The following is a 25,681-nucleotide window of genomic DNA, read 5'->3' as shown; positions in this document are numbered from 1 at the left end:
GGGGGGCGACGGGGAGTGCGTACGAAACCGGGGGCGGCGCTGTCCTGGACGACGCGGCTGTTCCAGTCATGCGCCGCCGAGCGGCGGGCGGCGGTCTGCGCCGTGGGACTCGCGCTGGCCGGTGCCGGGATCGATCTCGCCACACCGCTGGTCATCGGGTCCGTGGTCGACGGGCTGTCCGCCGGCCGGACCGTCGCCCTCGGCACGCTCGTCCTGCTCGCGGTCGCCGCCGTGCTCAGGTTCGTCGTCCAGTTCGGCCAGCGCGCCACCGCGAGCCACCTCGCGACGCGGGTGCAGCACGGGCTGCGGGTGGAGCTGCTGGCGTCGCTGTGCCGCTACTCCGGTGAGCAGCAGGACGCGTTGCGGCGCGGCGAGGTGGTCTCGCGGTCGGTCACCGATCTCCAGGTGATCCAGGCGCTGCTGGCCCTGGCCCCGCAGGCGGTCGCGGCGGTGTGCCACGTCACGGTCCAGGTCGTGATCATGTTCGTGCTCTCGCCGGTGCTGGCGCTGACGACGCTCGTCGCCCTCCCGCTCGCCGGTGCGCTGGTGGTCCGTTTCCGGCGGCGGCTCCACGCGGCCACCTGGCTCTCCCAGCAGGCCGCCGCCGACCTGACCTCGTTCACCGGGGAGGCCGTCGCCGGGCTCCCCGTCACCAAGGTCTTCCAGCGGGAGGAGCTGATCGAGAGCCGCTTCCGGGCCCTGGCCACCACGCTGTTCGGCCGCCGCCAGCGCGTCGCCCGGCTGAACTCCGTGTTCACCCCGGTCCTGATCACCCTGCCGCAGTGCACGCTCGTCCTGGTCATCGGCGTCGGCGGGACGATGGCCCTGCGCGGCGACATCGGCGTCGGGACCTTCGTGGTGTTCGCGACGTATCTGCTCACCATGACCGGGCTGGTGCGGCTGCTGGCCGGGGCGGTCGCGGCGGTCGCACTCGCCCGGTCGTCCGCCGACCGTATCCACGCGCTCATCGACAGCGGCAGCCCCGGGACGGCCGGGGACGGGGATGCCCCCGGAGCGCTCTTGTCCGACGCCGGGACCGGCACCGGGGACGGGACCGGCACCGGGGACGGGACCGGCACCGGGGACGGGGACGGGCTCGGTCCCGGGGTGGTGCTGTCCGACGTCGGGCTCACGCTCGGGCCGCAGGCGCGACAGGTCCTGCGGGGCCTGAGCCTCACGGTCGCGCCCGGGGAATGCCTCGGTGTCGCGGGCCGGGCCGGTTCCGGGAAGTCGGTCCTCGGGCTGCTGCTCCAGGGTCAGTACCGGCCCGGTTCGGGGCGGGTCGAGTTCGTCGGCCGCACGGGCCGGGTCCGGACACCGGCCTCCGGCGCCGCCTCCGGCGCCGCCGCTGGCGGCACCGGTGCTGACACGGTGCTGGTGACGGAGGATCCGTTCCTGTTCTCCGGCACCGTCCGGGACAACATCCTGCTGGGCCGGGAGTTCCACGGCGGCCGGTACGCCTCGGCGGTCGCGGACGCCGCCGTGGACACGATGCTGGACCGGATGCCGGACGGCGACCTGACCCACGTCGGCGAGGACGGGGCCCGGCTCTCGGGGGGCGAGCGGCAGCGGATCGCCCTCGCCAGGGCGCTGTACGGCGCACCGGGCCTGCTGCTGCTCGACGACGCGACGTCCGCCCTGGACACCCTGACCGAGGCACGGGTGCTCACCGCGCTGCGGCGGCGGCTCGGGGCGGGGTGCACCCTCGTCGTGACCGGGCGGCGGCGGGCGGTGCTGGCGCTGGCCGACCGGATCGTGGTCGTCGAGGAAGGCCGCGTGGCCGAGCACGGCGGCGCCGCGGAGCTGATGGAACATTCCGTGCGGCTCAGGGCCCTGATGGGCGAGGCCGCCGGGACACCGACGCTGGGCGCCGACGAGGTGACGGGCAGCGAGAGGGGCGCGCCCGGGACACCGCCGCCGTACGCCTCCCCGGGCCGGGCGCGCGCCGGGGAGCGAGGGGATGCGTCCGGGGCGTACGCCGCCCGGCTGCCCGCGACGGCGGACAAGCCCGCGGAAGCGGACCTCGAAAGCGGGCGGCGGGACAGCCCGCTGGGCTTCGCGGAGACGCTGCGGCCGGTCCGGGGGCCCGCCCTCGCGGCGGTCGTCTGCATCGGCGCCGAGGTCGCCGCGGCCGTCACGCTGCCGTCGGTGGCCCGGTCCGCACTCGGGAGTTCGGCGGACGGTGACGCGGCGGCGGTCGGGGCGCTGTTCGCGCTGGGGCTCGCGGTCACCGCGGTGAGCTGGGTCGCGGGCTGGGGCACCATCCGTACGACCACACGGGTCTGCGACCGGGTGCTGTTCGCCGTACGCCTGCGGTGCTTCCGGCACATCCAGCGGCTTCCGCTGCCGTACGTGGACCGGGTGCGGTCGGGCGGGCTGCTGACCCGGATGACCTCCGACATCGACTCGCTGTCCGCGTTCGTGCAGACGGGCCTGCTGTCCCTGGCCGTCAACCTGCCGCTGGTGTGCGGGGTCGGCCTGGTCGTCGTCTGGATCGCGCCGGGCTACTGGCCCGTCCTGGTGTGCGCGGGGGGTGTGGTGCTGGCCGGGGCGGTGGTGTTCCAGCGCGCCGTCTCCCGTTCGTACCCCCGGGCGCGCGAACTGCTCGCGGCGGTCAACACCGACCTGCACGAGAAGGCGCACGGCATCCGTACGGCGCAGATCTTCCGCTGCACCGGGCGGATCGTCGCGGAGTTCGCGCAGAGGTCGGCGGCGTACCGCGACGAACGGCTGCGCGGGCAGACGGCGGTGGCGTGGTTCTTCCCCCTGGTGGCGCTGGCGGTCGACCTGGCGCTGGTCTGTGTGCTGCTGCCGTCCGCGGCGGACGGGCTGCCCTGGGCGGGCGTTCGTGACGGTGGCACCGCCGCCGCTCTCGTCCTGTACCTCTCCATGCTGTACTACCCGATCCAGCAGATCGCGACGGTCTACGACGGCGCCCAGCAGGCCCGGGTGGGGATCCGGCGCGTCAACGGCCTCCTGTCCGAGCCGACGGAAGAACCGGCGGAAGCAGCGGCGGAAGCGTCATCGGAGGGGCGTCCGGAGGGGCGTCCGGAGCATCCGGCGCCCGCGAGCGCTCCGCCCAGCGGCGAGGGCATCCGCTTCGACCGGGTCGGCTTCACGTACCGGGAGGACGCCCCGTACTCGCTCCTGGACATCGTGCTGGACATCCCCCCGGGGAGGTCGCTCGCCGTCGTCGGCCCGACCGGCGCGGGCAAGTCGACCATCATCAAGCTGCTGGCCCGGTTCTACCGCCCGCAGCGCGGGACGATCCTCCTCGGCGGGGTGGACGTCAACGGCATCCCGCTGCGCGACTACCGGCGCCGGACCGCCCTCGTGCCGCAGGAGGCCCATCTGTTCAGCGGTTCCGTCGGCGAGAACATCGCCTTCGGACGGCCCGGTGTGTCCGCCGCGGAGATCACGGCCGCCGTACGGGCACTCGGCGCGGCGCCGCTGATCGACTCCCTGCCCGGCGGGCTGGACTACGACGTCGGCCCCCGGGGCGCCGCCCTGTCCGCCGGGCAGCGGCAGGTGGTCGCCGTGCTCCGGGCGCTGGTCTCCCGCCCCGAACTCCTGCTGCTGGACGAGGCCACCGGCGCGCTGGACCTGGAAGCCGAACGCAGCGTCGTCCGCGCGCTGCGCGGCGACCGGAGCGGGCGCAAGACCGTCCTGGTCGCCCACCGCCTCGCCACCGCCGCCCAGGCGGACGTCATCGCCGTGGTCGAGCGGGGCCGTGTGCGGGAGGTCGGCGGGCACGAGTCGCTGCTGCGGTCGGGCGGACTGTACGCGGCCCTCTGGGCGGCCTCCGACCGGTGGACGGCCCCGGCCCCCGGGCAGCCGACGGCCACGACGGATCAACCTACGACCGAGGACGAGGAGCGAGGGCATGAAGTCACTGACCTGCGGTGAGGGGTTCCGGTTCAACGGCGCGGTGTCGTTGCAGCGGGGCGAGAACTGGGTGGCCCCGTGGCGGGTGCCCTTCGACCGGGCCCGGCTGTACTTCCCCGAAGGCGGCATCGGGCGGGCGGGAATGCCGTCCGGGGTGGCCATCGTGCTGCGGACGGACGCCGAGCACATCGAACTGGACTATCTGTGCGCGCGCTGCCCGGACAACATCGTCGAACTCGCCGAGGACATCGAGCAGCTGGAGTCCGTCGACGTGGTGGTGGACGGCCGCCGTCTCGGCCGGCACGCCCTGTCGCCGTCCCGCGGCACAAGGACGCTGCGGCTGGACCTCGGCGGGCCGGGCGACGGCAGCGGCGCGGGGGGCGGCGCACGGCAGGTCGAGCTCTGGCTTCCGCTCTACGCCCAGTTCCGCCTGGTCAGCCTGCGCATCGACGAGGGCGCGACGGCGTCCCTGCCGGCGCCGAACCCGAAACGGTGGGTGCACTACGGCGGTTCGCTCTCGCAGGGCATGGGCGCCGACTCGCCCCTGACCACCTACGTCCAGTCGAGCCGGTGGCGCGACGACCTCGATCTGGTGTCGCTGGCCCGGGGCAAGGGCACGCACCTGGAGCCGGTGTTCGCGGATCTGGTCGCCGAGCTGCGTCCGCGCTATCTGACCATGGCGGTGGGCGGCATGGTCTACCTCACCGGGTCGCTGAACCCGTACACGTACCTCACGAACATGCTCGGGTTCGTGAAGCGTGTCATCGACGCCGTGCCCGGCTGCGAGGTGGTCGTGTTCCTGGCACCGGCGAGTCCCCGGTTCCGCGACCGCAAGGGGCCGGGCGGGCTGACCGCCGCGGAATGGGCGACGGTGCACGACGCCACCGTGGAGTCGGTCGTCGAGTGGGGCGAGGACCGGGTCCACGCCGTGCGCCAGTGGTCGGACCTCGACGCGTCCGACTTCCTCGCCGACGGCATCCACCTGACGTCGGACGCGCACCGCCGGTACGGGGCGTACCTGGCGGAGCAGATCCGTGCCCGCGTGGGGTAGCGCGGGCCGCTGGCCGATCCCTTCACATGAGGACGAGGACAAGGAGAAACGCTGTGCAGGACGCTGAGCGGACACGCGACGACGAGCACGACCACGCCCCGGTGACGGCGGACGCGGCCACCCCCGCGGGCGCGCCCGCGAAGGACGACGCCGACTGGTTCGACGACGTGCCCGACGAGCAGGTCGGGGCCGTGCTCTCGCTGGACGAACTGGCCCCGTACCCCGGGTTCTAGAGAGCGGTGAGGAGCATCGTGGAACCTTCGCACCGATCCACCGACCTGGCCCGCACGCGGTGGCGGCACGTGCTGGACTGGTACGCGTCCCGGCCTCCCGGGCGCGACGCCACCCGACGGACGTGGCCCCAGGGCGCGGTGATCGTCGTGGACCGCGCCCCCCTCCCGTACCAGGCCGATCTGGCGCCCCTCGGCTGTCGCGTGGCCGCGCACACCTCGCTCGACGACTGGCGGCGGGGCTCCGCCCAGCGGTCGGTCCCGGCGTCGGCGGGGTACGTCCTGGTGGTCGTCGCCCGGCAGGCGTTCGACCTCCGGCTCGCCGGGGACATCGTGGACCTCGGGCGCCAGACCGGCCTCCGGGTGGGCGCGCTGCCGGCGCGCTCCTCCGGGGAGCTGAGCTTCCTGCTCCGGCGCATGGCCCTGGCCAGGCAGGAACGGGACGGCAGACACGTCTTCGTCGACGCCGCCGACGCCGCGTGCGTCGTGGGCGACGCTGCGGAGTTCGCCGTTCCCGGCGCCGGGAACGTGCACAGCGTCTCCGTCTACGGCCACGGCAACGAGTCCCATGTGAAGGTCGGCGACAGGTTCGTCTGCGCGCACAGCGCGACCGCCTTCCCCGGACAGGACTGCGCCTGCGCGGCGAACGGGCTGCGGCTGTGCCGGCTCGACGACATCCGCTGCTCCTGGATCCACCTGGGATCGTGCGGGGCCCTGATCCCGGACTGGCGGCGCAGCCTGCCCGCCACCAACTTCGTCGACGCCTTCGCGAGTTCCTACGCGGGGACGCTGTGCGGGTCGCTCTACCGGATGCCGACATCGCGCCGGGCGATCCTGACCCACGAGCTGGCCCAGCTCGGCGGGGCCGCGCCGGACGGGGACGACCGGTCGGCCGGGACGCTGTGCCTGGGCGACCCGGTGCTGCTGCGCCACGGCCCCGGCGCCACGGAGCGGAGGGCGGCCGTGGTGTCCCTGGTGGGCGAACTCGCCGGGATCGAGGCGGATTCGGCGCGCCTGTCCGAGGACCGGGCACGGCTGCTGGCCCTGACGCGGACGGTCCAGGACGCGCGCGGTGTGCTCCTCGCCCTGCGCATGGCGGCGGGCCCGTCCGCGCGCGGGACGCTGGACTCCTGCGCGCGCGGGATCGACCGGGCCTCCGGCTGGGCGATGCGGGCCGCCGCGGTGCTGTCGGCGGCGAGGGAGCGGGCGCTGTACCGCGAGGCGGTCCGGGCCGAGTTCACCCAGTGCGCCGCCAGGATGGAGGCACTTGCCGAGCGGTTCGAGCGGGAGCTGATCTCCCTCCTGGCGAACGTCCCGGCCGGCGTTCCGGCGAGCGCCCCGTCGAGCGCGCTGGCGAACGTGCTGGCCTCGGTGCCCGCGATCGGTGCCCGGTCCGTCGAGCGCGCCATGAAGACCGGGCTGCTCTTCGAGCCCGCGGGATCGGGGACGCTGTGCGCCTGCCGGCTGTGCGGACTTCCGGTCCGGGTCGCCGTGGCCCGGAGCGCGGCGGACGGCCGGGAGTGCTTCTGGGCACGGTGCGACGTCTGCGGGCATCTGGCACGGTCGTCGGACGGGGAGCGGTTCCCCCTGATCACCCTGGCGGGGCCGGAAGCGGTCGGCGTGCGGTTCTTCGGCGCGTGGGGGCTCGCCGGGGAACGGCCGGGTCCGTCCGCCCGGGTGGTCATCGACGTCGACGACGGCAGCCGGGGCCTGCACACCAGGAGCGTGCACACCGTCGCGGCGGGCGGGGAGGTGCGCGTGCGGTGCGACACGGGCGGCGCGGGGCCCTCGCTCCGGGTGCGGGCGCTGGTGGTGTCCGGATTCTCGATGTGGTTCGCGCGCGCGACCGTGCCGACCGCCGAACTGCTCGGCGCCCCGCCCCGCTCCAGCACCCCGTCCCCCTGACGCGAAGGACGTCATGTGCGTGGTACCGCCGCCGGCCAGCCCAAAGACGAGGACTGAGGACTGAGGACGCATGAAGGCCGTGTTCGCAACCGCCCCCGACCCCGACGACCCGCTGTCCGCCGTCGTCGTCGGACACCGCCCCGACCCCGAGGTGCCTCCGGGCTGGGTCCGGGTGGAGGTCCGGGCCGCCTCCCTGAACCACAAGGACCTCTGGACCCTGCGCGGCGTGGGGATCAACCCGGACCAGTACCCCCGCATCCTCGGCTGCGAGGCGGCGGGGCGACGGCCGGACGGCACGCGCGTGGTGCTGTACCCGCTCCTCGACTCCCCGCCGGGAGTGAGCGACGAGACCCTGGCGATGCCCGCGGCACAGCTGGTCGGTGCCCGGCCTGGCACCCTCGCCGAGTACTTCGCCGCTCCTGCGGAGAGCCTGCTGCCCGTCCCTGACCATCTGTCCTGGGAGGAGGCGGCGTGCCTGGTGTGCACCTGGCTTCCCGCCTACCGGATGCTGTTCACGAAGGCGGCGCTGCGCCCCGGGGACACCGTGCTCGTCCAGGGCGCCGCGGGCGGCCTGTCCACCGCGCTGATCAGCCTGGCCTCGGCGAGCGGGGTGCGTACGTGGGTGACCGGCCGGTCCGCCGCGAAACGGGCCCTGGCCCGTCGCCTGGGCGCGAGCGCAGCCTACGGGCCGGGGGCCACGCTGCCCGAGCCGGTCGACGCGGTGATCGACAGCGTGGGCAGGGAGACGTGGACGCACACCCTGCGCAGCGTCCGGCACGGCGGCACGGTGGTGGTCGCGGGCGCGACGACGGGCGATGTGCCGCCCGCCCGGCTGCACCGGATCTACTTCCACCAGATCAACGTCGTCGGCTCGTTCAGCGGGACGCGGGAGGAGTACGGGCGGATGCTCACGCTGATGCGCGCCACCGGCATCCGGCCCCTGGTGGACGACGTGCTGCCGGTCCAGGAGGCGCGCGCGGCGCTCAAACGGCTCGCGGACGGCGATGTACGCGGCAATCTCGTCCTCACCTGGCCGGATCACACCGGTCCGGCCGACGGCGGGGCCGCCCGGTGAGCGCCGCGATCGAGATCGTGCGCGAGGCGGGCGACGGCGCCGCCGTCCCGCCGTGCGACCGCCGGTTCCACTACGTCCCGCCGTGGCGGGCCGCGACGCTGACGGCACTCGCCCGGCAGATCCTGCCCCCGGTCGCCGAGGTGGCGGCCCGGTACGCCTCCGGCGCCCGGCCGGACGCCCCGGTCACCGCGAAGGAGACGGCGACGCTGATCGCGGCGTGCGCGTACGTACGGCTGCGGGGCGCGCGCGACGGCTGCGCCCTCGCGTTCGGCGGGCTGCCCCCGGAGCTGGCGGGGTACGCCCGCACCGAACGGATGACGGTGCGGGCGGCGCTGGAGTGCGTCGCCTGGTTCAACGCCAACCAGCGCCCCCTGACCCGGGTGGACCTCGCTGCGGACGGCCTCGCCGGGGCGCCGCTCACGGACGGCGCGCTCTACGGGCCGGAGCTGGCACGGCGGTACGCCCCGGCACGGCCGGTGACCGAGCGGTTCAACGCCGTGCTGCGCGGCTTCGCCACGGACTTCCTGGGCTCGCTGCGCGTGCTGGAACTGGGTACGGGCACGGGCAGGCTGGGCCGTAACGTGGCGCCGTTCGCGGGCTCCTACACCGGGATCGAGGCGTCGCGCGCGATGATCGACGCGGGGCGCAGGGACGGTCTGGACGTGCGGCACGGCGACATGATGGCGATGCCGTTCGCGACGGGGTCGTTCGACGCGGTCGTCGAGCACGAGAGCATCGACTTCTGCACGGAGCCGTTGCTGGCGGCCGCCGAGGTCGCCCGGGTCCTGGCGCTGGGCGGCAGGTTCTACCGCGTCGAGCTGGAGACCTCGCCCGCCGCCGGGATCGGCCGCCTCCAGGAGGCGGTCACCGCCCGGCTGGCGGACGTGTCCGGCGGGGTCTTCCCGTACTGGACCAAGGGGCAGCGGCAGCGGCTGCACGGGTGGCTGCTGCGCCGCGGCTTCGTGCACCGCAGGATCGAGCTGGCGCGCTGGGAGGAGACCCGGACGCTGAGCGGCTGGCTGCAGGGCCTGGTGAACGCCAGTTACCCGTCCTTCTCCGGCATCGACGAGCGGACGGCGCGGTCCGTCTGCGTGGAGCTGGCGCACACCGCCGCGCTGGGAGACCTGGACAGCCGGTGGCCGGGACGCGCCGGTGTGGTCCTGCACGTATACGAGCCCATCGACCGCTGCTGCCCGAAGCACCTCCCGTAACAGGCAGGAGAGAAGCATGCTGGTATGGATCAACGGCCCGTTCGGCGCCGGTAAATCGAGCGTCACCGAGCAGCTGACACGGCTCGCCGACCGCGTCATCGTCTTCGATCCGGAAGAGGCCGGCTTCCACCTCCGCGCCTGGGTGCCGATGCCGGAATCGGGGGACTTCCAGGACCTGGCGTGCTGGCGCGACGTCGTGGCCCGGTCGTGCGCGGCGTTCGTCCGGCACTACCCCGACCACCTTCTCGTCGTCCCGATGACCGTGCTGAACGACGCCTACCGGCGGGAGATCTTCGACATCGTCCGCGAGGACACCGACGACCTCCTGCACGTCTGGCTGTCGGTCGGCCGGGAGCTCCTCGCGCGACGCATCACCGCCCAGGTCGTCCACCCGGACGACCCGGTGCGCGACGCCGGGGTGCGGGCCTGGCGGCTCGCCCGGATCGACAGCGCGATGGCCTGCGAGGAGCGCCTGGCCACGGATACGGGCACGGTCGTCCTGCCGACCGACGACGCGAGCCCCCGGCAACTGGCCGAACGGATGATGCACCCGGAGATCACGTGCTGGATATGACAGGATCGGGCGCTGTGAGGACGCTCCCCGTTCAGTCCGCCGCAGCCCCCCTTACCGCCGCCCGATGACCAGCGAAGACCCCGCGCGCGAGATCGACGCGGGGCAGTTGCCCGAGGACGTCGTGGCGCTCGTCGACGCCCTCGGCCCCGGCGAGGACCTGGTGATCACCCGGGACGGCGCACCCTTCGCGCGGATCTCCGCCCTCACCAGGAACGTCCTCGTCGGCACCGTCATCCCCCCGTCGGACGCCCCCGGGACCGAACCACCGCCCGACGGCCCGTCGGTCACGGTCGTCGTCACGGCCATGGAGCTCTCCGAGTCGGCCCGCAACGCGCTCTCCGACCAGCTCGGCCCGGACTACATCGTCCTCGACATACACGCCGCTCCCCGGTCGGCCGATGTCCTCCTGGTCCCCCCGATCAGCCCCCAGCTGATCGGATCCCTGCGCTCGGCGTTCCCCGACGCCCGGGTCGTCGTCACCGAGATCGAGGATCCCGAGCTGGGGGTCGACTACCAGGGCCCCGTCCGCCGCCTCCTCGACGCCGGTGCCGAGGCCTACCTCCCTCCGGCCACCGTCCCCCGTCTGGCCCAGCATCTGGCCCACACCCTCACCCACCAGCCCCGCTCCCCCGCCCCTTCCCTCGGCCCCTCCGCCACCGGGGAACTCGGCCCCGCCGAAGAGCCCTGAGCCCGGAGCACCGCCGGGCGAAGCCGCACCGCGACACCGCGCGCACCGCGCGACCCGCCCGCCCCGCCCGGCGCGCGCACCCGCACGCGAGTGCGCAGTATCGGTCGAAGGCGGGAAGTCACCGGCGCGGCACGCGCGGCCGTCCGGTGCGACGGCCGGACAGCCGGAGGGAGGAGTCGGAGTCATGGAGAGGACGGCGGACCGGCCCCTGTGCCTGGTGACCGGGGCCAGCGGGTACATCGGCGGGCGGCTCGTGCCCGAACTGCTGGCCGCCGGGTACCGGGTGCGCTGTATGGCCCGCTCCCCCGGGAAGCTGCGTGACTACCCCTGGGCCGGGGAGGTGGAGGTGGTCCGGGGCGATGTCACCGACCCCGTCTCGGTCGGGGCCGCGATGCGGGAGACCACCGTGGCCTACTACCTGGTGCACGCGCTCGGCACCGGACGCGGCTTCGAGGAGACCGACCGCGAGAGCGCCCGTGTCTTCGGCGCGCAGGCCGCCGAAGCCGGTGTGCGCCGCATCGTGTACCTGGGCGGGCTGACCCCGTCCGGGGTGCCCGAGCGCGAACTGTCGCCGCACCTGCGCTCCCGGGCCGAGGTCGGGCACATCCTGCTGGAGAGCGGGGTGCCCACCACGGTGCTGCGCGCCGCAGTGATCATCGGCTCGGGTTCGGCCTCCTTCGAGATGCTGCGCTACCTGACCGAGCGGCTGCCGGTGATGGTCACGCCGAGCTGGGTGCGCACCCGCATCCAGCCGACAGCGGTCCGCGACGTGCTGCGCCTGCTGGTGAGCAGTGCGCGGATGCCCGCGGAGGTGAACCGCGCCTTCGACATCGGCGGGCCCGACGTACTGACGTACCGGGACATGATGCTGCGCTACGCGGCGGTCGCCGGGCTTCCCCGGCGCGTGATCCTGCCGGTGCCGGTGCTCACGCCCGGTCTGTCCAGCCACTGGGTCGGCCTGGTCACCCCGGTCCCCTCGTCCATCGCCCGGCCGCTGACGGAGTCGCTGCGCTACGAGGTGGTGTGCCGGGAGAACGACATCACCCGCTACGCCCCCGACCCGCCCGGCCACCCCATCGGTTTCGACGAGGCGGTACGGCTGGCCCTCAAGCGCGTGCGCGACGCCGAGGTCGCCACCCGCTGGTCCTCCGCCTCGGTGCCCGGCGCCCCCAGCGACCCCCTGCCCACCGACCCCTCCTGGGCGGGCGGCAGCCTCTACACCGACCGGCGGGACCGCCCGGTCGACGCCCCTCCCGAGACCCTGTGGCGGGTCATCGAGGGCATCGGCGGGGAGAACGGCTGGTACTCCTTCCCCCTGGCCTGGTCCGTCCGCGGCTTCGCCGACCGGCTCATGGGGGGTGTGGGACTGCGCCGCGGACGCCGCGACGCGCACCGGCTGCGCGTGGGCGACTCGGTCGACTTCTGGCGGGTGGAGGACATCGAGCCCGGCCGGCTGCTGCGGCTGCGCGCCGAAATGCGCCTGCCCGGACTGGCCTGGCTGGAGCTGCGCGCCGACACGGACGACACCGGCCGCACCCGCTACCGTCAGCGCGCCCTGTTCCACCCGCACGGACTGCTGGGCCACGCCTACTGGTGGAGCGTCTCCCCCTTCCACGCCGTCGTCTTCGGCGGAATGGCCCGCAACATCGCCCGCACGGCCGAACAGACCGCCCGCCGCCCCGGGAAGAGCGGTACCCGCCGGGCCGCCCCGGACTCCCCCGACGGGCCGTAGGCCCTGTCTCCGGACCGCGCCGACGGGGGTGCGGCGCGGTCCGGACGGCGGGGCGGGCGGCGATCAGGCCGCGCCGGTCTCCGGGGCCCCGGCGTACAGCGGGGGCAGGGGGACCGGTGTGAACATGGGCGGTTCCTGGTCCGGTGTCAGGGCGGTCGGGCCGTACAGCCAGTCGACGAACGCGTAGTCGTAGGTGTCGCGGGCGCGCAGCAGGGCGTTGCGCCGCTCGCGCTCCGGGCCGTCGAGGTGCCACAGCTCGCCCCAGGCGCGGGAGGTGGTGAGGACGCGGCGGCAGTGCTCCGGGCGGACGGCCTCGTAGGCGGTGAAGACGGCGGTCCAGTCGACCGTGCCGTCGGCGGAGCGGTTGCGGGCGACGTGTTCGGCGAGCACCCAGCCGTCCTCGATCGCCATGATCGCGCCCTGCGCGATGTACTGGAGCGGCGGGTGCGCGGAGTCACCCAGCAGTGCGATCCGGCCGTGGACCCAGTTCATGACCGGGTTGCGGTCGAACATGCGCCACCACTTGTCCCGCCACATGAACGGCAGGCCGTCCTGGACGAAGTCGCAGGTCCCGGCGAAGGCGGCGTCGAGTTCGTCGGGCGTGCCCCAGTCCTGCTGTCCGGCCAGCGCCTTGGGCGACTCGAAGACGGCGACCTGGTTGACGAGCTCGCCCCCGCGCAGGGCGTAGTGGACGAAGTGGCAGGCGGGCCCCACGTGGACCACGACCTCGCTGAGATCGGCCGACCGCGCCCGCGGCAGCTCGGCGGGCACGGTGCCGCGGTAGGCGACGTACGCGGAGGAGACGGGCTCGTCGTCGACGAGCAGCGTGCGGGCGACGGAGTTCAGCCCGTCGGCCGCGATCACGACACCGGCCTCGTGGGTCTCGCCCGAGGCGAGGGTCACACGGGCACCGCCGTCGGTGTTCTCGTACGCGACCGCCTCCGCGCCGGTGATCAGCTCGACACCGGCCCGTTCGCAGGCGCGCAGCAGCAGGCCGTGCAGGTCGCTGCGGTGGATGACCAGGTACGGGTAGCCGTAGCGCTTCTCCAGGTCCCGCAGGTCGAGCCGGGTCAGCTCGTCGCCGTCGACGGCGTCGCGCATGACCATCGCGTCCGGGACGACACCGAGGCGCCGGGCCTCTTCGAGAAGGCCGTAGTCGTCGAGGATGCGGGTGCAGTTGGGGGCGAGCTGGATGCCCGCGCCGACCTCGCCGAAGGCCGGGGCGCGCTCCAGCAGGCGGACGCTCAGGCCCTGGCGGGTCAGGGCGAACGCGGCGCCGAGGCCGCCGAGGCCGCCGCCGACGACGATCACATCAGGGTGGGACATGAGTCGACTCCTCAGAGCCACGGGCCGAGCGCGGGGGCCTCGGCGATCGGGTGCGGGCGGCCGGAGAGCCAGGCCGCGAGCTCCGGCAGGGGGCGGCCGGGCAGGCCGGTCAGTGCGCGCTTGTCGCGGATCTCGTCGACCAGTGCGGCCAGGAAGCCTTCCGGCAGGTCGGCGAAGGTGGCGCCGGTGGCCAGGTCCACGGCGTGGACGCACACCTCGCGGGCCCGCATCCACGGCAGTTCGGCGGCGGGGACCGTGCGGCCCTGGGCGGTGACGACCTCGTGCCGCCACTGCTCGTCGGTGAGCCCGTCGAACCCCTCGGCGAGCCGGTGCGCGGAGGCGGTGAGCCAGGACCGCAGCTCGTCGGCCGAGAGGGCCGGGCCTCTGGCGATGCCCTCGGCGCGCTCCTCGGCGGAGGCGTACATGGGGGTCTCCTCACCGGTGACCGCCCAGTGCACGAGGTTGCCCAGGGCGTCGGCGTTCGCCGCGACATGCGCGGCGACGTGGGCCCGGGTCCATCCGGGGAGCGCGGTGCTGGCCGAGAAGCCGGTCCCGTCGAGGTCCGCGACGGCGTCGAGCATCAGCTCCGTGCCCGTGCGGGCCCAGGCACGGGCGTCGGCGACGGTCCGTACGGTGCCGGTCATGCCTCGACCACCCTGTTGGTGCAGGTGCCCAGGCCGGAGATCTCGGTGACCACGGTGTTCCCGGGGCGCAGGAAGACCTTGGGGTCGCGGGCGTTGCCCACACCGGCGGGGGTGCCGGTGGCGATGATGTCGCCGGGGCGCAGGGTGGTCACGGTGGAGATGTACTGCACCAGGAACACCGGGTCGAACAGCAGCGTGCCGGTGTCGTCGTGCTGCATGACCTGCCCGTCCACGACCGTCCGCACCTCCAGCGAGGGCCGGACGCCGCCGACTTCGTCGGGCGTGACGACGTAGGGACCGACCGGGGTGGAGGCCTCCCAGATCTTGCCCTGGGTCCATTCGATGGTGCGGAACTGCCAGTCGCGCGCCGAGATGTCGTTCATGACGGTGAAACCGGCGATGGCGTCGGCGGCCCGCTGTTCGTCGGCGCGGCGTACCGCCCGGCCGATCACGACGGCCAGCTCGACCTCCCAGTCGAGCGCGTCGGTCTCGGCCGGCTTGACGATGTCGTCTCCGGCGCCGAGCAGGGTGTCGGCGAACTTCGGGAAGAGGGTCGGGTAGTCGGGCAGTTCCCGGCCCATCTCCTTGATGTGGTTGGTGTAGTTGTGCCCCACGCAGATGATCTTGGAGGGGTTGGGGACGACCGGCGCGAAGTCGGCGCCCTCGACGGGGCGGGAGGCGCCGGACGCGGCGGCGGCCCTGTCCTGCCAGTCGGCCTCGGCGAACAGTTCGCCCAGGTCGGCGTACCCGAGGTCGACCAGGCGATCCCCGTCGAGACGCACCGCCCGGGTGCCGTCGGTGGTGCGGATGGTGGCGAGCTTCATGGTCAGACGTCCTTACGGGTGCGGTGGAGCCGGAGCGCCTCGAAGACGGGCGCGTCGGAGAAGCGGAAGAGGTCGAGGGATCCCTCGTCGGAGTCGGTCGTACCGGCCTCGGACCTGGCGGTGAACGGCTGCCAGGACGGGACGGCGAACAGGTCGCCGCGGGCCACCGTCCAGGACGTGTCGCCGACGGTCACCACACCGGAGCCGTCGAAGACCTGGTACACCGACGAGCCCGTCTCGCGCACCGGCGCCGTCTCGGCGCCCCGGGCGACGCGGTGGAACTCGGCGCGGAGCGTGGGCAGGACGTCGGAGCCGTCGTACGGGCTGGTGTAGCGCACCGCTGCGTGGCCGGGCTCCACGGTGCCGCCGAAGCCCTCCTTCTCCAGCAGCAGCTGGTCGCGGAGAGCGGCGTTGGTGTGTTCCCACTTGTACGACAGCAGCGGACTGCCCGGGGCGGACGGGGCGGCCGAGAGCGGGCGCAGGCCGGGGTGGCCCCACAGCCGCTCGGAGCGCGACCGCTCCGGGGTGATCCGCTCGGCGTCGCTGATCGAGTCGCGGCCGAACTCGAAGAACTGCGCCTCGGTGACGTACTGGAAGGGAATGTCCAGGCCGTCGATCCAGGCCATCGGCTCGGCGGCGGCGTTGTGGTGGGCGTGCCAGTTCCAGCCGGCCTGCGGGAGGAAGTCGCCCCGGTTCATGGGCACCGGGTCGCCGCCGACGACCGTCCACACGCCCGAGCCCTCGACGACGAAGCGGAAGGCGTGCTGGGTGTGCCGGTGCTCGGGGGCGTCCTCACCGGGCATGAGGTACTGGATGGCCGCCCACAGGGTCGGGGTGGCGAAGGGCCGCCCGCCGAGTGCGGGATTGGCCAGCGCGATGGCCCGGCGCTCGCCGCCGCGGCCGACGGGGACCAGGTCCCCGGCCTGTTCCGCCAGCCTTCGCAGCCGTTCCCAGCGCCACAGGTGCGGCACGGCGTGCGAGCGCGGGTGGGACGGCATCAGGTCGCCGATCTCGGTCCACAGAGGGACGAGCAGTTCCTGCTCGAACCCCCGGTAGAGCTCTTCGAGTGCCGGGGTGACCTCGGGCTGCCCCTCCGCGGCAACAGCCCGGAGGCGGACCGGGGTACCCGTGACGGCGTCGTGGGAAAAGGAGATCTCAGTCACGGACTCAGCGTGCGGCGGGTCTGCCGGGTGAACATGGAGATTCTGGAGAGCAGAATCAGAGGACCGTCATGGACAAACCGCTGAAGACACCGCCGCCCTACCCGGTCGCCAGCGTGGACCACGCGCTGCGCGCGGCCGCCATCCTGCAGCTGGAGGGCGGCTCGACCGTCTCGCAGATCGCCGAACGGCTGGGCGTCGCCCGGTCCACCGCCCACCGGATCCTGGCGATGCTGGTGTACCGGGACTTCGCCGTGCAGGACGAGGACCGCCTCTACCGGGCGGGACCGGTGCTGGAGCTCGCCGCGCACTCCCAGTCCCTGGTCTCACGGCTGCGCGCGGCGGCCATGCCCCATCTGCACCAGGTCGTCGGCCTGCTCGACGAGACCGCGAACCTGACGGTGCGCACCGGCGGCACGGTCCGGTTCATCGCCAGCGTCGAATGCCGGCAGGCCCTGCGGGTCGGCTCCCGGGAGGGCATGGTGTTCCCGGCCCACCGCACCACGGCGGGGCTGCTCCTGCTCGCCGACCTCCCCGACGAGGAGCTGGACGAGCTGTACGCGCCCGAGCGCCGTGACCATCCGGCCGACGGACCCGACCTCGCCCGCCTGCGCACCGAGGTGAAGCGGCTGCGGCGCAACGGCTTCGCCGTCAACAAGGAGCGGTCCGAGCGGGGCCTGATCGCCGTCGGCGTACCGGTGCGTGACCAGGACGGCACCGCCCTGGCCGGCCTGTCGGTGTCGATGCCCAGCGTGCGCTACGACCCGCACCGGCTCCCGTCCCTGGTCACAGCTCTGAACGCCACGGCGCGCGCCCTGGCGGACGACCTCGCCGAGCGCCGCTGACCCGGCCCGCACCACGACGGGCTCCGCCACCGCGCGGCCCGGTCCGGCCGCGCGGGAACGCCCCGGCGGCCGTACCGCCCGCCTCAGGAACGCAGACGCGCCGCGACGGACGCGCCGAGGGCCGCGACCGCGTCGGTGAGCAGTTCCATCGCCTCCTCCATCGAGCGGGAGGGATCGGCCTGCCAGGCGACGAAGGCCCCGTCGAACCCCGCGATGGCGAAGTAGTCCAGCTGGTCGGCCACGGCCTGCGCTGCCTCGGGCCCGTACGCGGCGAACGAGTCGGCGATCATGTGGTTCATGTGCGCACGGCCGTCCCGCCGCACCCGTTCGAGGATCCGGTCGATCTCCTCGGCCTCCGAGTCGTGAGCGGCCTCGGCGTTCATCACCAGGATGAAGTGCAGCCGCAGGAAGTCCGGGTTGGCGAGAAAAACCTCCCCGGTGCGCTGGAGGTACCAGCCGAGCCGTTCCCGTACGTCCTGCCGCGGCGGCGGATGCTCCTGCGCGCGCGCCATGTCCCGGAAGAAGGCGTAGGCGCCGTGCTCCATCACCGCGCAGAGCAGCCCGCCCTTGGACCGGAAGTGGTGGTAGACCGCGCTCTTGGGCAGCCCCGACTCCCGGCTGAGCTCCGACAACGTGGTCGCCGCGTATCCGCGTTCGGCCATCAGGCGTGAGGCGACCTCAAGGATCTCGTCCCGGGAGCGCCGCCCTCTGCGGTTGCCGGTCATGTCGCGCCTGGGTTCCACGCCCTGAAGCATACCCGCGCACGGCCGAGTGGATCTTAGGCGGCCCGAGGCGGAACAGCGGCTGATTCTGCTGTGCGGAATCCGCGTTGCACCCTCTTGACCTGCATTTTCAGTCGTGTGACAGTCCGCACTATTGGACTGAACGACCGGTCCAAAACTTGGCACGACCGGCAAGGAGGCCGCCATGCCCCAGAACTTCGACGCGGACGTCGCCGTCATCGGCTACGGCCCCACGGGCGTCGTCGGTGCTCTGACCCTCGCCCAGCAGGGCGCGCGAGTGATCGCCTTCGAACGGGACCGGGACATCTACCCCCGGGCCCGCGCGGTCACGGTCAACGACTGGACCATGCGGATCTTCCAGAGCCTGGGCATCGGCGAGCGCGTCGAGAAGGTGATCGACCCGCAGCGCGCGCTGCGCTGGGTGACGTACGACGGGCACGAGGTGATGCGCATCGAGCATCCGCCGTCGACACTCGGGGCGGGACCGCGCTTCTACAACATCTACCAGCCGATCATGGAGGCTGAGCTGCGCTCGTGCGCGCAGGAGCGCGAGGACGCGATCTCGGTGCGCTACGGCGCCGAGGTGACCGAGATCGAGCAGGACGACTCCGGGGTCACGATCACCACCACCGACACGGCCACCGGCGAGGTGAGCCGCTACCGCACCCGGTACGCGATCGCCGCGGACGGCGGCAGCAGCGCCACCCGGCAGCGCCTCGGCATCGAACTGCTCGGCGACACCAACGAGGTCACCTGGGTGGTCATCGACTGCCGGGTCAAGCGCTGGTGGCCCGACCGCAACTTCCTCACCTTCTGGACCGACGCCGAGCGGCCGGTCGTCGACATCGCGCTGTCGGCTGGCAACCACCGCTGGGAGATCCCGCTCAAGCCGCACGAGACCGAGGCCGACTTCCCCACCAGCGCCGAGGTGTGGCCCCTGCTCAAGGCGCTGGGCGTGAGCGAGGACGACGTCGAGATCCACCAGCACGCCTTCTACCGGCACCACGTACGGTCGGCCCGGACCTGGCGCTCCGGACGGGTCTTCCTGGCCGGTGACGCCGCGCATCTGATGCCGCCGTGGGCCGGGGCCGGGATGCAGACCGGAATGCGCGACGCGCACAACCTGGGCTGGAAGCTCGGCCGGGTACTGGCCGGACAGCTGCCCGAGTCCTGGCTCGACACCTACGAGGCCGAGCGCCGCCCCAACGCCGACTTCTACACCGGCCTCGCGGTGCAGCTCGGCCGGGTGATCAAGCAGGAGGCGTCCGAGGAGGAGCGGGCCGCGCTGTCCGCCCCGCCGCCGGAGGGACGCGTCACCCCCTTCGAGCCGCCGCTGATCGCGCCGCCGGTGCTGGAGGCAGGCTGGCTGCGCGGCCCGCTCGGCGACGCCAGCATCGTCGGCCGGATGGTGCCGCAGCCCGTGGTCGGCGACACCGTCGGCCGGATGGCGCGGCTGGACGAGCTGCTCGGCGACGCCTTCGTCCTGCTGGGCGACGATGTCGATCCCTCGACGCTGCTGACCGAGGAGGAGCGCGGTCAGTGGGACGCGCTCGGCGCCCGCTACCTCGCGGTCCGTCCGCAGAACGCCTACACCCAGGGGCCCGACGAACTCGTCGACCTGGAGGGCGTGCTCGGCTCCTGGCTGCGCCGGTACGGCGTGCGCGCGGTGGCCCTGCGCCCCGACCGCTTCGTGGCCGCCGCCGACACCAGCGGCCTCGGCGTCCCCGCCTGACCGCCCGTCCATCTGTCTTCAAGGAGGGATCTCCCATGAGCGGAGTCAAAGAACTCGCCTACGTCGTCTACGAGGTCGGCGATCTCGCCGACTGGGAGCGCTTCGGAGTCGAGCTGCTCGGCATGCAGCCCGGCGAGCGGGGTGACGACTGGTTCAGTCTGCGCCTGGACGAGAAGGCGCACCGCTGGATCGTGACCCGGGGCCCGGCCGACGACCTGGCCGCCAGCGGGTACGAGATCGGGAGCGACGCGGAACTCGACGCGCTGGTCGAGCGGTTGCGGGCCGCGGGGCTCCAGGTCGACGAGGGGGACGCGGCGCTCGCCGCGGCCCGCCGGGTGGAGCGGCTCTTCGCCACCACCGACCCCATGGGCAACCGCGTCGAACTGGTCACCGGCCTGGCCGACGCCCCCACCCCGTTCGCCTCCCCGGGCCTGCTCGGCGAGTTCGTCACCGGGGCCGGTGGCGCCGGACACCAGGTGCTGCTGGCCCACGGGGTGAGCCGCGAGGAGTACCTGGGCTTCTACCGCGACCTGCTCGGCTTCCGGATCAGCGACATCATCGTCGAGGAGCTGGCCCCCGGCATCGTCGCCGACCTGATCTTCCTGCACTGCAACGGCCGCCACCACACCGTCGCGTTCGGCGACATGCCCTCCCCCAAGCGCACCCACCACTTCATGGTCGAGGTCACCGACATCCGGGACGTGGGCCTGGCCTACGACCGCTGCATGGACGCCGGGCAGCCGTTCGAGATGACGCTGGGGATGCATCCCAACGACCACATGTTCAGCTTCTACGTCTTCACCCCCTCCGGCTTCTCCGTCGAGTACGGCTGGGGCGGGCTCATCATCGACGACGCCACCTGGCAGGTGCGCACCCTCGACCGCCTGCACAGCTGGGGCCACCGCCCGCCGGGCGTGGTGGCCGGGCTGCTGGCCGCCGCGCCGTCCCCGCTGGATTCCGAAGGAGGAGAGGGCTGATGGCACTCGACAAGGAACAGATCACGCGCTCGGTCCAGACCCGCGACTGGTCGCTGCGCTACTACGAGGCCGGCTCCGGCCACCCGCTGGTGCTGCTGCACGGCAGCGGCCCGGGGGCGACCGGCTGGAGCAACTTCAGCGGCAACATCGAGGCACTCGCCGAGCACTTCCACGTGTACGCCGTCGACATGCCCGGCTGGGGCGAGTCCGACCCGGCCACGGTCGACCGGCTCGACCACGTCGACGCCGCGATCCAGTTCCTCGACGCGCTGGGCATCTCCCGGGCCGCGTTCGTGGGGAACTCGATGGGCGGCCAGACCTCTCTGCGCCTGGCCACCGAGCACCCGGAGCGGATCAGCCACCTGGTGACCATGGGGCCGCCGGTCGGGCGCATGCCGAGCCTGTTCGGGGCCGGTGACGGGCCGTCCGAGGGCCTGAAGGTCCTCATCGAGGCCTACCAGGACGCGAGCCCGGAGAACATGCGGCGACTCGTCGAGATCATGTGCTACGACAAGGCGCGCTTCGCGACGCCCGAGCTGTGCGAGGCCCGCTCGCAGGCGGCCCTCGCCCGGCCCGAGCACCTGTCCAACTACGTGGCGGGGCTGCCGCAGGGGGCACCGCTGCCGCGCTGGGTGGACCCGGCCCGGCTGAGCGGCATCACGGTGCCCACGCTGCTCATCCACGGCCGCGACGACCGGGTGGTCCCCTTCGAGAACTCCCTGTTCCTGCTGGCGAACATCACGGACTCCCGGCTGGTCCTGCTCAACCGGTGCGGGCACTGGGCGATGATCGAGCACGCCGAGGAGTTCAACCGGCTGGTCATCGACTTCGTCCGCGGCAACTCCGGCGCACACTGACGACGCGCTCTTCGCACGGAAGGAACTCCCGTGCGAAGAGCGCGGACTCGCGCGGACGCCCTACTTCACCGGCGCCAGGATGGCGACGCACTCCACGTGATGCGTCATCGGAAAGGTGTCGGCCTGGACGGCTGTACACGAAACAGCAGGTCAGGCAAGGGTCAGCCGGTACAGGGTCCGCGACCGCCCGACCCGCCGGGCGAGGCGCACCGTCCGGGGCGGCCATGCCTGCGCGGGGCCCGCTCCAGCAGGTCGCCGGGGAGCCGTCTGGCCGTCACGGCCCCGGCGGGCCAGCCCGCCACCGCCAGCAACCGGCCCAGACTGCCCAGACGGGCCGCCGCACACCACCGGCCGCCTCCGCCACGGGCACCGGCTCGCCCACCTCGGCCCCTACCCACGGGCGGGCCCAGAACGGCTCGGCCGATCCGGTCGTACGCGGTTCCACGAGCCGGGCCCGCTGAACGACGGCTCCCCGCAGCACGACCCGGATGACCATCCCGGCCGTCTGGCCGACCGGCCGTCTGACCGGCCGACCGGTCAGACGGCCAGACGCGGCCCCAGCGACACGTGCGGGCGGTCCAGCGTCAGACCGTCGCGGTCCTCACCGGGCTCCTCCATCGGCAGGCCACCGGCATCGCCATGCCGTCACCGCCGTGGGCCGCGTGGCTGGCGTGTCCGGCGTGGTCGCCACGGCTGGTCTGGTTCCCGCGGCCTGCCTGGCCGTCGTGACCGGTGTGGTCAGACTGGCCGGTGTGATCGGGATCGCCCTCATGACCGGTGTGGTCAGACTGGCCGGTGTGATCGGGACCGCCCTCACGACCGGTGTGGCCTCCGTGTTCTGTGTGATCCTCCTGGTCCTCCTGACCCGCATGGATTCCAGGGTCCGCATGGCTGGTGTGGCCGTCGTGACCAGCACGGCCGGAACGGTCCACTGACCGGTGGCGTCGATGGGATGTTCCGTCACGGCCAGCCGCGCGCGGCCGGTCTCCAGGACCGTGGCCACCTTCCCGGCCATCGCCGCGGACAGGCGTGCGCGAGGGCGGGGCACGTCCGCCCACAGCCGGTCCGGCGCCGCTCCCAGCTCCCGGCGCTCAGGGCCAACGACCAGTGCGGCTCACGGCAGAGGGAGCGTGATTCCGGCAGCCGGCGTCCGCTCGTCCCGGCCCCTGCTCCACCCGTGCCATCCGCCGCCCTTCCCTTCCCGTCGCGCACACCGCTCCCGTGACATCACGTACACCGCTCCCGTCACACCGCGTACGCCGCGTACGCCGCGCGCCCGCCGGGGATACGCGGAATCCGACGGGTCACCGGAGGGCCGTCGCCCGGCGGCGCCCGGGGGCCCGTTGGCCGCTACGGCCACGGTGGCCGAGTCTCGCGCGTCGGCACGACAGCGGGCGGCGGCAGACGGGCGCGGGCGGCAGACGGGTGAAACACGCCGGTCGCGGCCGAGACGGCCGTGGCCGAACACGTGACGCAAGGATCGATCCCGTTCGTCTTGTACCGCGGCCGGGCCGTGCCTGTCAGTCCGTAAGGTTCCGGGTTCTCCGCCGGGGAGACGCATCGCTAGCTTCCGAACCGCCTGTCACGCGGCCGTCGGACAATCCGGCGCGGCGTCTTTTCCCCAGGAGGCTACGTTGACCTCGCACCAGCCCACCCGCAGAAACATCCTCAAGACCGCTGGCGGCGCCACCGCCGCCCTGGCCCTGGGCGCCGGAGGCGTGCTCGCGGGGGCATCGTCCGCCGCGGCCGTCGGAGACGGCTTCGGCCTGCACATCGTGGAGCGCGACGAGAGAGACCCCCGGATGCGGTACTTCCGGTTCCAGACCAGCGCGATCGGCTGGAACCCCGGTGTCAACGTGCTGCTGCCGGACGACTACCACTGGAGCGGCCGTACCTACCCCGTCCTCTACCTCTTCCACGGCGGGCTCCAGGACTTCGTCACCTTCGACCACGAGGGCGTCCGCGCCTGGACCGCCGGCAAGCCCCTCATCGTCGTCATGCCTGACGGCGGCCACACCGGCTGGTACTGCAACCCCGTCAGTTCCAACGTCGGTCCCCGCAACTGGGAGTACTTCCACATCAACCAGTTGCTGCCGTGGGTCGAGGCCAACTTCCGTACCTACGCCGAGTACAACGGCCGGGCCGTGTCCGGATTCTCCATGGGCGGCTTCGGCGCGCTCAAGTACGCGGCCAAGTACTACGGTCACTTCGCCTCGGTCAGCGCCCACTCCGGCCCGGCCAGCCTGCGCCGCAACTTCGGCCTGGTCACCCACTGGGCCAACGCGACCTCCGCCGCCGTCGACCTGGCCGGCGGCACCGTCTACGGCGCGCCGCTGTGGGACGAGGCCAGGGTCTCCGCAGACAACCCGGTCCAGCGCATCGAGAGCTACCGCAACAAGCGGATCTTCCTCGTCGCCGGCACCAGCCCCGAACCGATCGACTGGTACCAATCCGTCACCGAGGGGGAGGTACTCGCAGGACAGCGTGAGTTCCGCGGGCTGCTTTCCCAGGCCGGCATCCCTCATGAGTATCGCGAGGTGGACGGCGGGCATAAAATCCGCGCCAACCAGATGCAGGATGACATCAACGGCATCATCGCCCGCCTGCGCAAGGCGTGAAAGGGCGTCACATGTCGTTCCCTCTCCCCCGACGCGCGCTGCGCGTCCTGCTCGCCGCGGCCGCGGCCGTGGCACCCGGACTGCTCCTGGCCTCTCCGGCCGCCGCCCAGGCCACCGGTTTCACCGCGGCATGCCCGGCCGCCGGCTACGTGTCCCAGCACTACGGCAACGGCCACAACGGCGTCGACATCGCCAACGCCATCGGCACTCCGATCTACGCCGTGGGCGACGGCGAGGTGATCGACTCCGGCCCCGCCCAGGGCTACGGCCAGTGGATCCGCATCCGGCACCCCGACGGAACGATCTCCGAGTACGGGCACATGTACCAGCGTGACGTGTTCGTCGGCGACCACGTCGTGGCCGGTCAGCGGATCGCCCTGATGGGCACCGAGGGCGAGTCGACCGGTCCGCACCTCCATCTGCGCATCTGGGGGTACCCGTCCACCCCGTACGGCATCGATCCGGAGCCCTACCTCGCGGAACGCGGCGTGGTACTGCCCTGCACCCCCGGCTCCGGGCCCCGTCCCACCCCGCTGGTGTATCCGGCGGAGTCGGGCCGGGTGGTGTCGGCGCGGGGCGCGGACGGACGCCTGGAGGTCTTCGCGGCCGGGCCCGACGGCGTCCACCACGCCTGGCAGACCAGCGTCAACGGAGGCTGGTCCGACTGGGAATCCCTCGGCGGCCCCGGCGGCGCGGAACTGGCGATCGGCCCGAACCAGGACGGACGCCTCGAACTCTTCGCCCTCAACGGCAACGTCTTCCAGCACCTCTACCAGCTCTCACCCTCGGGTAAATGGTCGGGCTGGGAGAACTTCGGCACCGGCGGCAAGGACATCGCCGTCGGCGCCAACGGCGACGGACGCCTCGAAGTCTTCGCCTCCGGACCCGTCGGAATCTTCCACAAGTACCAGACCGCCCCCAACGGCGGCTGGTCCGACTGGGAACCCACCGGCGGCGGCCCCGCCAACAGCCGGATCGAAATGGAGAAGTCCCCCGACGGACGCCTCGAAGTCTTCGCCCTCAACAACGACACCTTCCAGCACCTCTTCCAGACAGCGGTCAACGGCACCTGGTCACCCTGGGAGAACTTCGGCGGCGGAGGCCGCGACCTGACCCTCGACCACAACCAGGACGGACGCCTCGAAGTCTTCGCCTCCGGACCCACGGGCGTCTTCCACAAGTACCAGACCAATGCCACCAGCTGGTCCGCATGGGAACCCACCGGCGGCCCCGCCGACTCCCAGCTCACCAGCCAGCGCACCGCCGACGGCCGGGTCGAAGTCTTCGCGATCAACAACAACACGGCCCAGCACATCTGGCAGAACGGAGTCAACGCCCCCTACGGCCCATGGGAGAACTTCGGCACCGGCGGCACAGAAATCACCGCCACCGCCAACGCCGACGGCCGCATCGAAGTCTTCGGCACCAACAACACCGGCACCTACCACAAATGGCAGACCGGCTTCACAACCTGGTCCGACTGGGCCTGGCTCAACACCACCTCCGGCCCACCCGTCAACTGAGGAGACAGCAGGTGACCAGTGAAAAGGTGAGCACCGTGCGGCGGGCCCGAAGAGCGCCCCACCGCGTCGTCCTGTCGACAC

General features: G+C 73.0%; 21 protein-coding genes. 16 read left to right on the top strand and 5 right to left on the bottom strand.

The genetic code is table 11. The features are described 5' to 3' along the window. The first annotated feature begins 15 nt into the window (after positions 1-15). From ACFVWY_RS13130 to ACFVWY_RS13090, 9 genes are all read left to right on the top strand, one after another. On the top strand, positions 16-3,906 hold the full coding sequence (locus tag ACFVWY_RS13130; protein ID WP_389870689.1) for an ABC transporter ATP-binding protein: 3,891 nt from the start codon (positions 16-18) through the stop codon (positions 3,904-3,906). Beyond that, positions 3,884-4,936: a hypothetical protein gene (locus tag ACFVWY_RS13125; protein ID WP_389870687.1), complete on the top strand. Its 1,053-nt coding sequence runs from the start codon at positions 3,884-3,886 to the stop codon at positions 4,934-4,936. Before ACFVWY_RS13130 ends, ACFVWY_RS13125 begins: the two co-directional genes overlap by 23 nt. A gap of 53 nt (positions 4,937-4,989) precedes the next feature. After that, on the top strand, positions 4,990-5,169 hold the full coding sequence (locus tag ACFVWY_RS13120; RefSeq protein ID WP_389870684.1) for a hypothetical protein: 180 nt from the start codon (positions 4,990-4,992) through the stop codon (positions 5,167-5,169). A gap of 18 nt (positions 5,170-5,187) precedes the next feature. Continuing rightward, positions 5,188-7,071, top strand: a complete 1,884-nt coding sequence (locus tag ACFVWY_RS13115) for a hypothetical protein (RefSeq protein WP_389870681.1) — start codon at positions 5,188-5,190, stop codon at positions 7,069-7,071. Between the two features lie 70 nt (positions 7,072-7,141). Beyond that, a complete protein-coding gene (locus ACFVWY_RS13110) occupies positions 7,142-8,146 on the top strand; it encodes a zinc-binding alcohol dehydrogenase family protein (protein WP_389870679.1) in 1,005 nt (334 codons plus the stop codon). Further along, positions 8,143-9,357: a class I SAM-dependent methyltransferase gene (locus ACFVWY_RS13105; RefSeq protein WP_389870676.1), complete on the top strand. Its 1,215-nt coding sequence runs from the start codon at positions 8,143-8,145 to the stop codon at positions 9,355-9,357. Before ACFVWY_RS13110 ends, ACFVWY_RS13105 begins: the two co-directional genes overlap by 4 nt. A gap of 16 nt (positions 9,358-9,373) precedes the next feature. After that, on the top strand, positions 9,374-9,931 hold the full coding sequence (locus ACFVWY_RS13100; protein WP_389870673.1) for an AAA family ATPase: 558 nt from the start codon (positions 9,374-9,376) through the stop codon (positions 9,929-9,931). 64 nt (positions 9,932-9,995) lie between these two features. After that, on the top strand, positions 9,996-10,619 hold the full coding sequence (locus tag ACFVWY_RS13095) for a hypothetical protein (RefSeq protein WP_389870670.1): 624 nt from the start codon (positions 9,996-9,998) through the stop codon (positions 10,617-10,619). A gap of 184 nt (positions 10,620-10,803) precedes the next feature. Further along, on the top strand, positions 10,804-12,351 hold the full coding sequence (locus ACFVWY_RS13090; protein ID WP_389870668.1) for an SDR family oxidoreductase: 1,548 nt from the start codon (positions 10,804-10,806) through the stop codon (positions 12,349-12,351). A gap of 63 nt (positions 12,352-12,414) precedes the next feature. Here the strand turns inward: ACFVWY_RS13090 and ACFVWY_RS13085 are convergent, their stop codons facing one another. From ACFVWY_RS13085 to ACFVWY_RS13070, 4 genes are read right to left on the bottom strand one after another with little or no spacing between them, the layout of a single operon-like run. Next, entirely contained in the window at positions 12,415-13,677 is a 1,263-nt protein-coding gene (locus ACFVWY_RS13085) for an FAD-dependent monooxygenase (RefSeq protein ID WP_389870666.1), read from the bottom strand. 11 nt (positions 13,678-13,688) lie between these two features. Continuing rightward, positions 13,689-14,321, bottom strand: a complete 633-nt coding sequence (locus ACFVWY_RS13080) for a maleylpyruvate isomerase family mycothiol-dependent enzyme (protein WP_389870664.1) — start codon at positions 14,319-14,321, stop codon at positions 13,689-13,691. Further along, positions 14,318-15,145, bottom strand: coding sequence for a fumarylacetoacetate hydrolase family protein (locus tag ACFVWY_RS13075; RefSeq protein WP_389870661.1), 828 nt, complete (start codon positions 15,143-15,145; stop codon positions 14,318-14,320). Before ACFVWY_RS13075 ends, ACFVWY_RS13080 begins: the two co-directional genes overlap by 4 nt. 2 nt (positions 15,146-15,147) lie before the next feature. Then, positions 15,148-16,308 (bottom strand): cupin domain-containing protein, encoded by a 1,161-nt coding sequence (locus ACFVWY_RS13070; protein ID WP_389870658.1) that lies wholly within the window; start codon positions 16,306-16,308, stop codon positions 15,148-15,150. 68 nt (positions 16,309-16,376) lie between these two features. On the opposite strand from ACFVWY_RS13070, the gene ACFVWY_RS13065 reads away from it, so the two are divergent. Next, positions 16,377-17,150 (top strand): IclR family transcriptional regulator, encoded by a 774-nt coding sequence (locus tag ACFVWY_RS13065; protein WP_389870656.1) that lies wholly within the window; start codon positions 16,377-16,379, stop codon positions 17,148-17,150. A gap of 83 nt (positions 17,151-17,233) precedes the next feature. Here ACFVWY_RS13065 and ACFVWY_RS13060 read toward each other — a convergent pair whose 3' ends face one another. Continuing rightward, complete coding sequence (locus ACFVWY_RS13060) at positions 17,234-17,893, bottom strand: TetR/AcrR family transcriptional regulator (protein WP_389870653.1); 660 nt, start codon at positions 17,891-17,893, stop codon at positions 17,234-17,236. A gap of 184 nt (positions 17,894-18,077) precedes the next feature. Between ACFVWY_RS13060 and ACFVWY_RS13055 the strand changes: the two genes are divergently transcribed. The 6 genes from ACFVWY_RS13055 to ACFVWY_RS13030 all read left to right on the top strand — a co-directional run bounded on the left by ACFVWY_RS13055 (position 18,078) and on the right by ACFVWY_RS13030 (position 25,600). Next, complete coding sequence (locus tag ACFVWY_RS13055) at positions 18,078-19,625, top strand: bifunctional 3-(3-hydroxy-phenyl)propionate/3-hydroxycinnamic acid hydroxylase (RefSeq protein ID WP_389870650.1); 1,548 nt, start codon at positions 18,078-18,080, stop codon at positions 19,623-19,625. 35 nt (positions 19,626-19,660) lie between these two features. Beyond that, positions 19,661-20,602 (top strand): VOC family protein, encoded by a 942-nt coding sequence (locus tag ACFVWY_RS13050; protein WP_389870647.1) that lies wholly within the window; start codon positions 19,661-19,663, stop codon positions 20,600-20,602. Then, positions 20,602-21,459 carry an alpha/beta fold hydrolase gene (locus ACFVWY_RS13045; protein ID WP_389870644.1) on the top strand — a complete coding sequence of 286 codons (858 nt, stop codon included), beginning with the start codon at positions 20,602-20,604 and terminating at the stop codon, positions 21,457-21,459. Before ACFVWY_RS13050 ends, ACFVWY_RS13045 begins: the two co-directional genes overlap by 1 nt. A gap of 662 nt (positions 21,460-22,121) precedes the next feature. After that, positions 22,122-22,394, top strand: coding sequence for a hypothetical protein (locus tag ACFVWY_RS13040; RefSeq protein ID WP_389870642.1), 273 nt, complete (start codon positions 22,122-22,124; stop codon positions 22,392-22,394). Positions 22,395-23,093: 699 nt separating this feature from the next. Then, a complete protein-coding gene (locus ACFVWY_RS13035) occupies positions 23,094-24,077 on the top strand; it encodes an alpha/beta hydrolase (protein ID WP_389870640.1) in 984 nt (327 codons plus the stop codon). 11 nt (positions 24,078-24,088) lie between these two features. After that, the gene (locus ACFVWY_RS13030) at positions 24,089-25,600 is read left to right on the top strand and encodes a peptidoglycan DD-metalloendopeptidase family protein (protein ID WP_389870638.1); all 1,512 of its coding nucleotides are present in this window, start codon (positions 24,089-24,091) and stop codon (positions 25,598-25,600) included. The last annotated feature ends 81 nt before the right edge of the window (positions 25,601-25,681 follow it).

Source organism: Streptomyces sp. NPDC058195, assembly GCF_042883525.1.
Lineage (GTDB): Bacteria > Actinomycetota > Actinomycetes > Streptomycetales > Streptomycetaceae > Streptomyces.
This window is presented reverse-complemented; position numbering and strand designations above follow the sequence as displayed.

Bases quoted from the DNA above. Each gene is read 5' to 3' on its own strand.
- ACFVWY_RS13085 (WP_389870666.1), bottom strand. From the start codon at position 13,677: ATGTCCCACCCTGATGTGATCGTCGTCGGCGGCGGCCTCGGCGGCCTC.
- ACFVWY_RS13045 (WP_389870644.1), top strand. From the start codon at position 20,602: ATGGCACTCGACAAGGAACAGATCACGCGCTCGGTCCAGACCCGCGAC.
- ACFVWY_RS13055 (WP_389870650.1), top strand. From the start codon at position 18,078: ATGCCCCAGAACTTCGACGCGGACGTCGCCGTCATCGGCTACGGCCCC.
- ACFVWY_RS13030 (WP_389870638.1), top strand. From the start codon at position 24,089: ATGTCGTTCCCTCTCCCCCGACGCGCGCTGCGCGTCCTGCTCGCCGCG.
- ACFVWY_RS13095 (WP_389870670.1), top strand. From the start codon at position 9,996: ATGACCAGCGAAGACCCCGCGCGCGAGATCGACGCGGGGCAGTTGCCC.
- ACFVWY_RS13090 (WP_389870668.1), top strand. From the start codon at position 10,804: ATGGAGAGGACGGCGGACCGGCCCCTGTGCCTGGTGACCGGGGCCAGC.
- ACFVWY_RS13125 (WP_389870687.1), top strand. From the start codon at position 3,884: ATGAAGTCACTGACCTGCGGTGAGGGGTTCCGGTTCAACGGCGCGGTG.
- ACFVWY_RS13065 (WP_389870656.1), top strand. From the start codon at position 16,377: ATGGACAAACCGCTGAAGACACCGCCGCCCTACCCGGTCGCCAGCGTG.
- ACFVWY_RS13050 (WP_389870647.1), top strand. From the start codon at position 19,661: ATGAGCGGAGTCAAAGAACTCGCCTACGTCGTCTACGAGGTCGGCGAT.
- ACFVWY_RS13110 (WP_389870679.1), top strand. From the start codon at position 7,142: ATGAAGGCCGTGTTCGCAACCGCCCCCGACCCCGACGACCCGCTGTCC.
- ACFVWY_RS13100 (WP_389870673.1), top strand. From the start codon at position 9,374: ATGCTGGTATGGATCAACGGCCCGTTCGGCGCCGGTAAATCGAGCGTC.
- ACFVWY_RS13075 (WP_389870661.1), bottom strand. From the start codon at position 15,145: ATGAAGCTCGCCACCATCCGCACCACCGACGGCACCCGGGCGGTGCGT.
- ACFVWY_RS13080 (WP_389870664.1), bottom strand. From the start codon at position 14,321: ATGACCGGCACCGTACGGACCGTCGCCGACGCCCGTGCCTGGGCCCGC.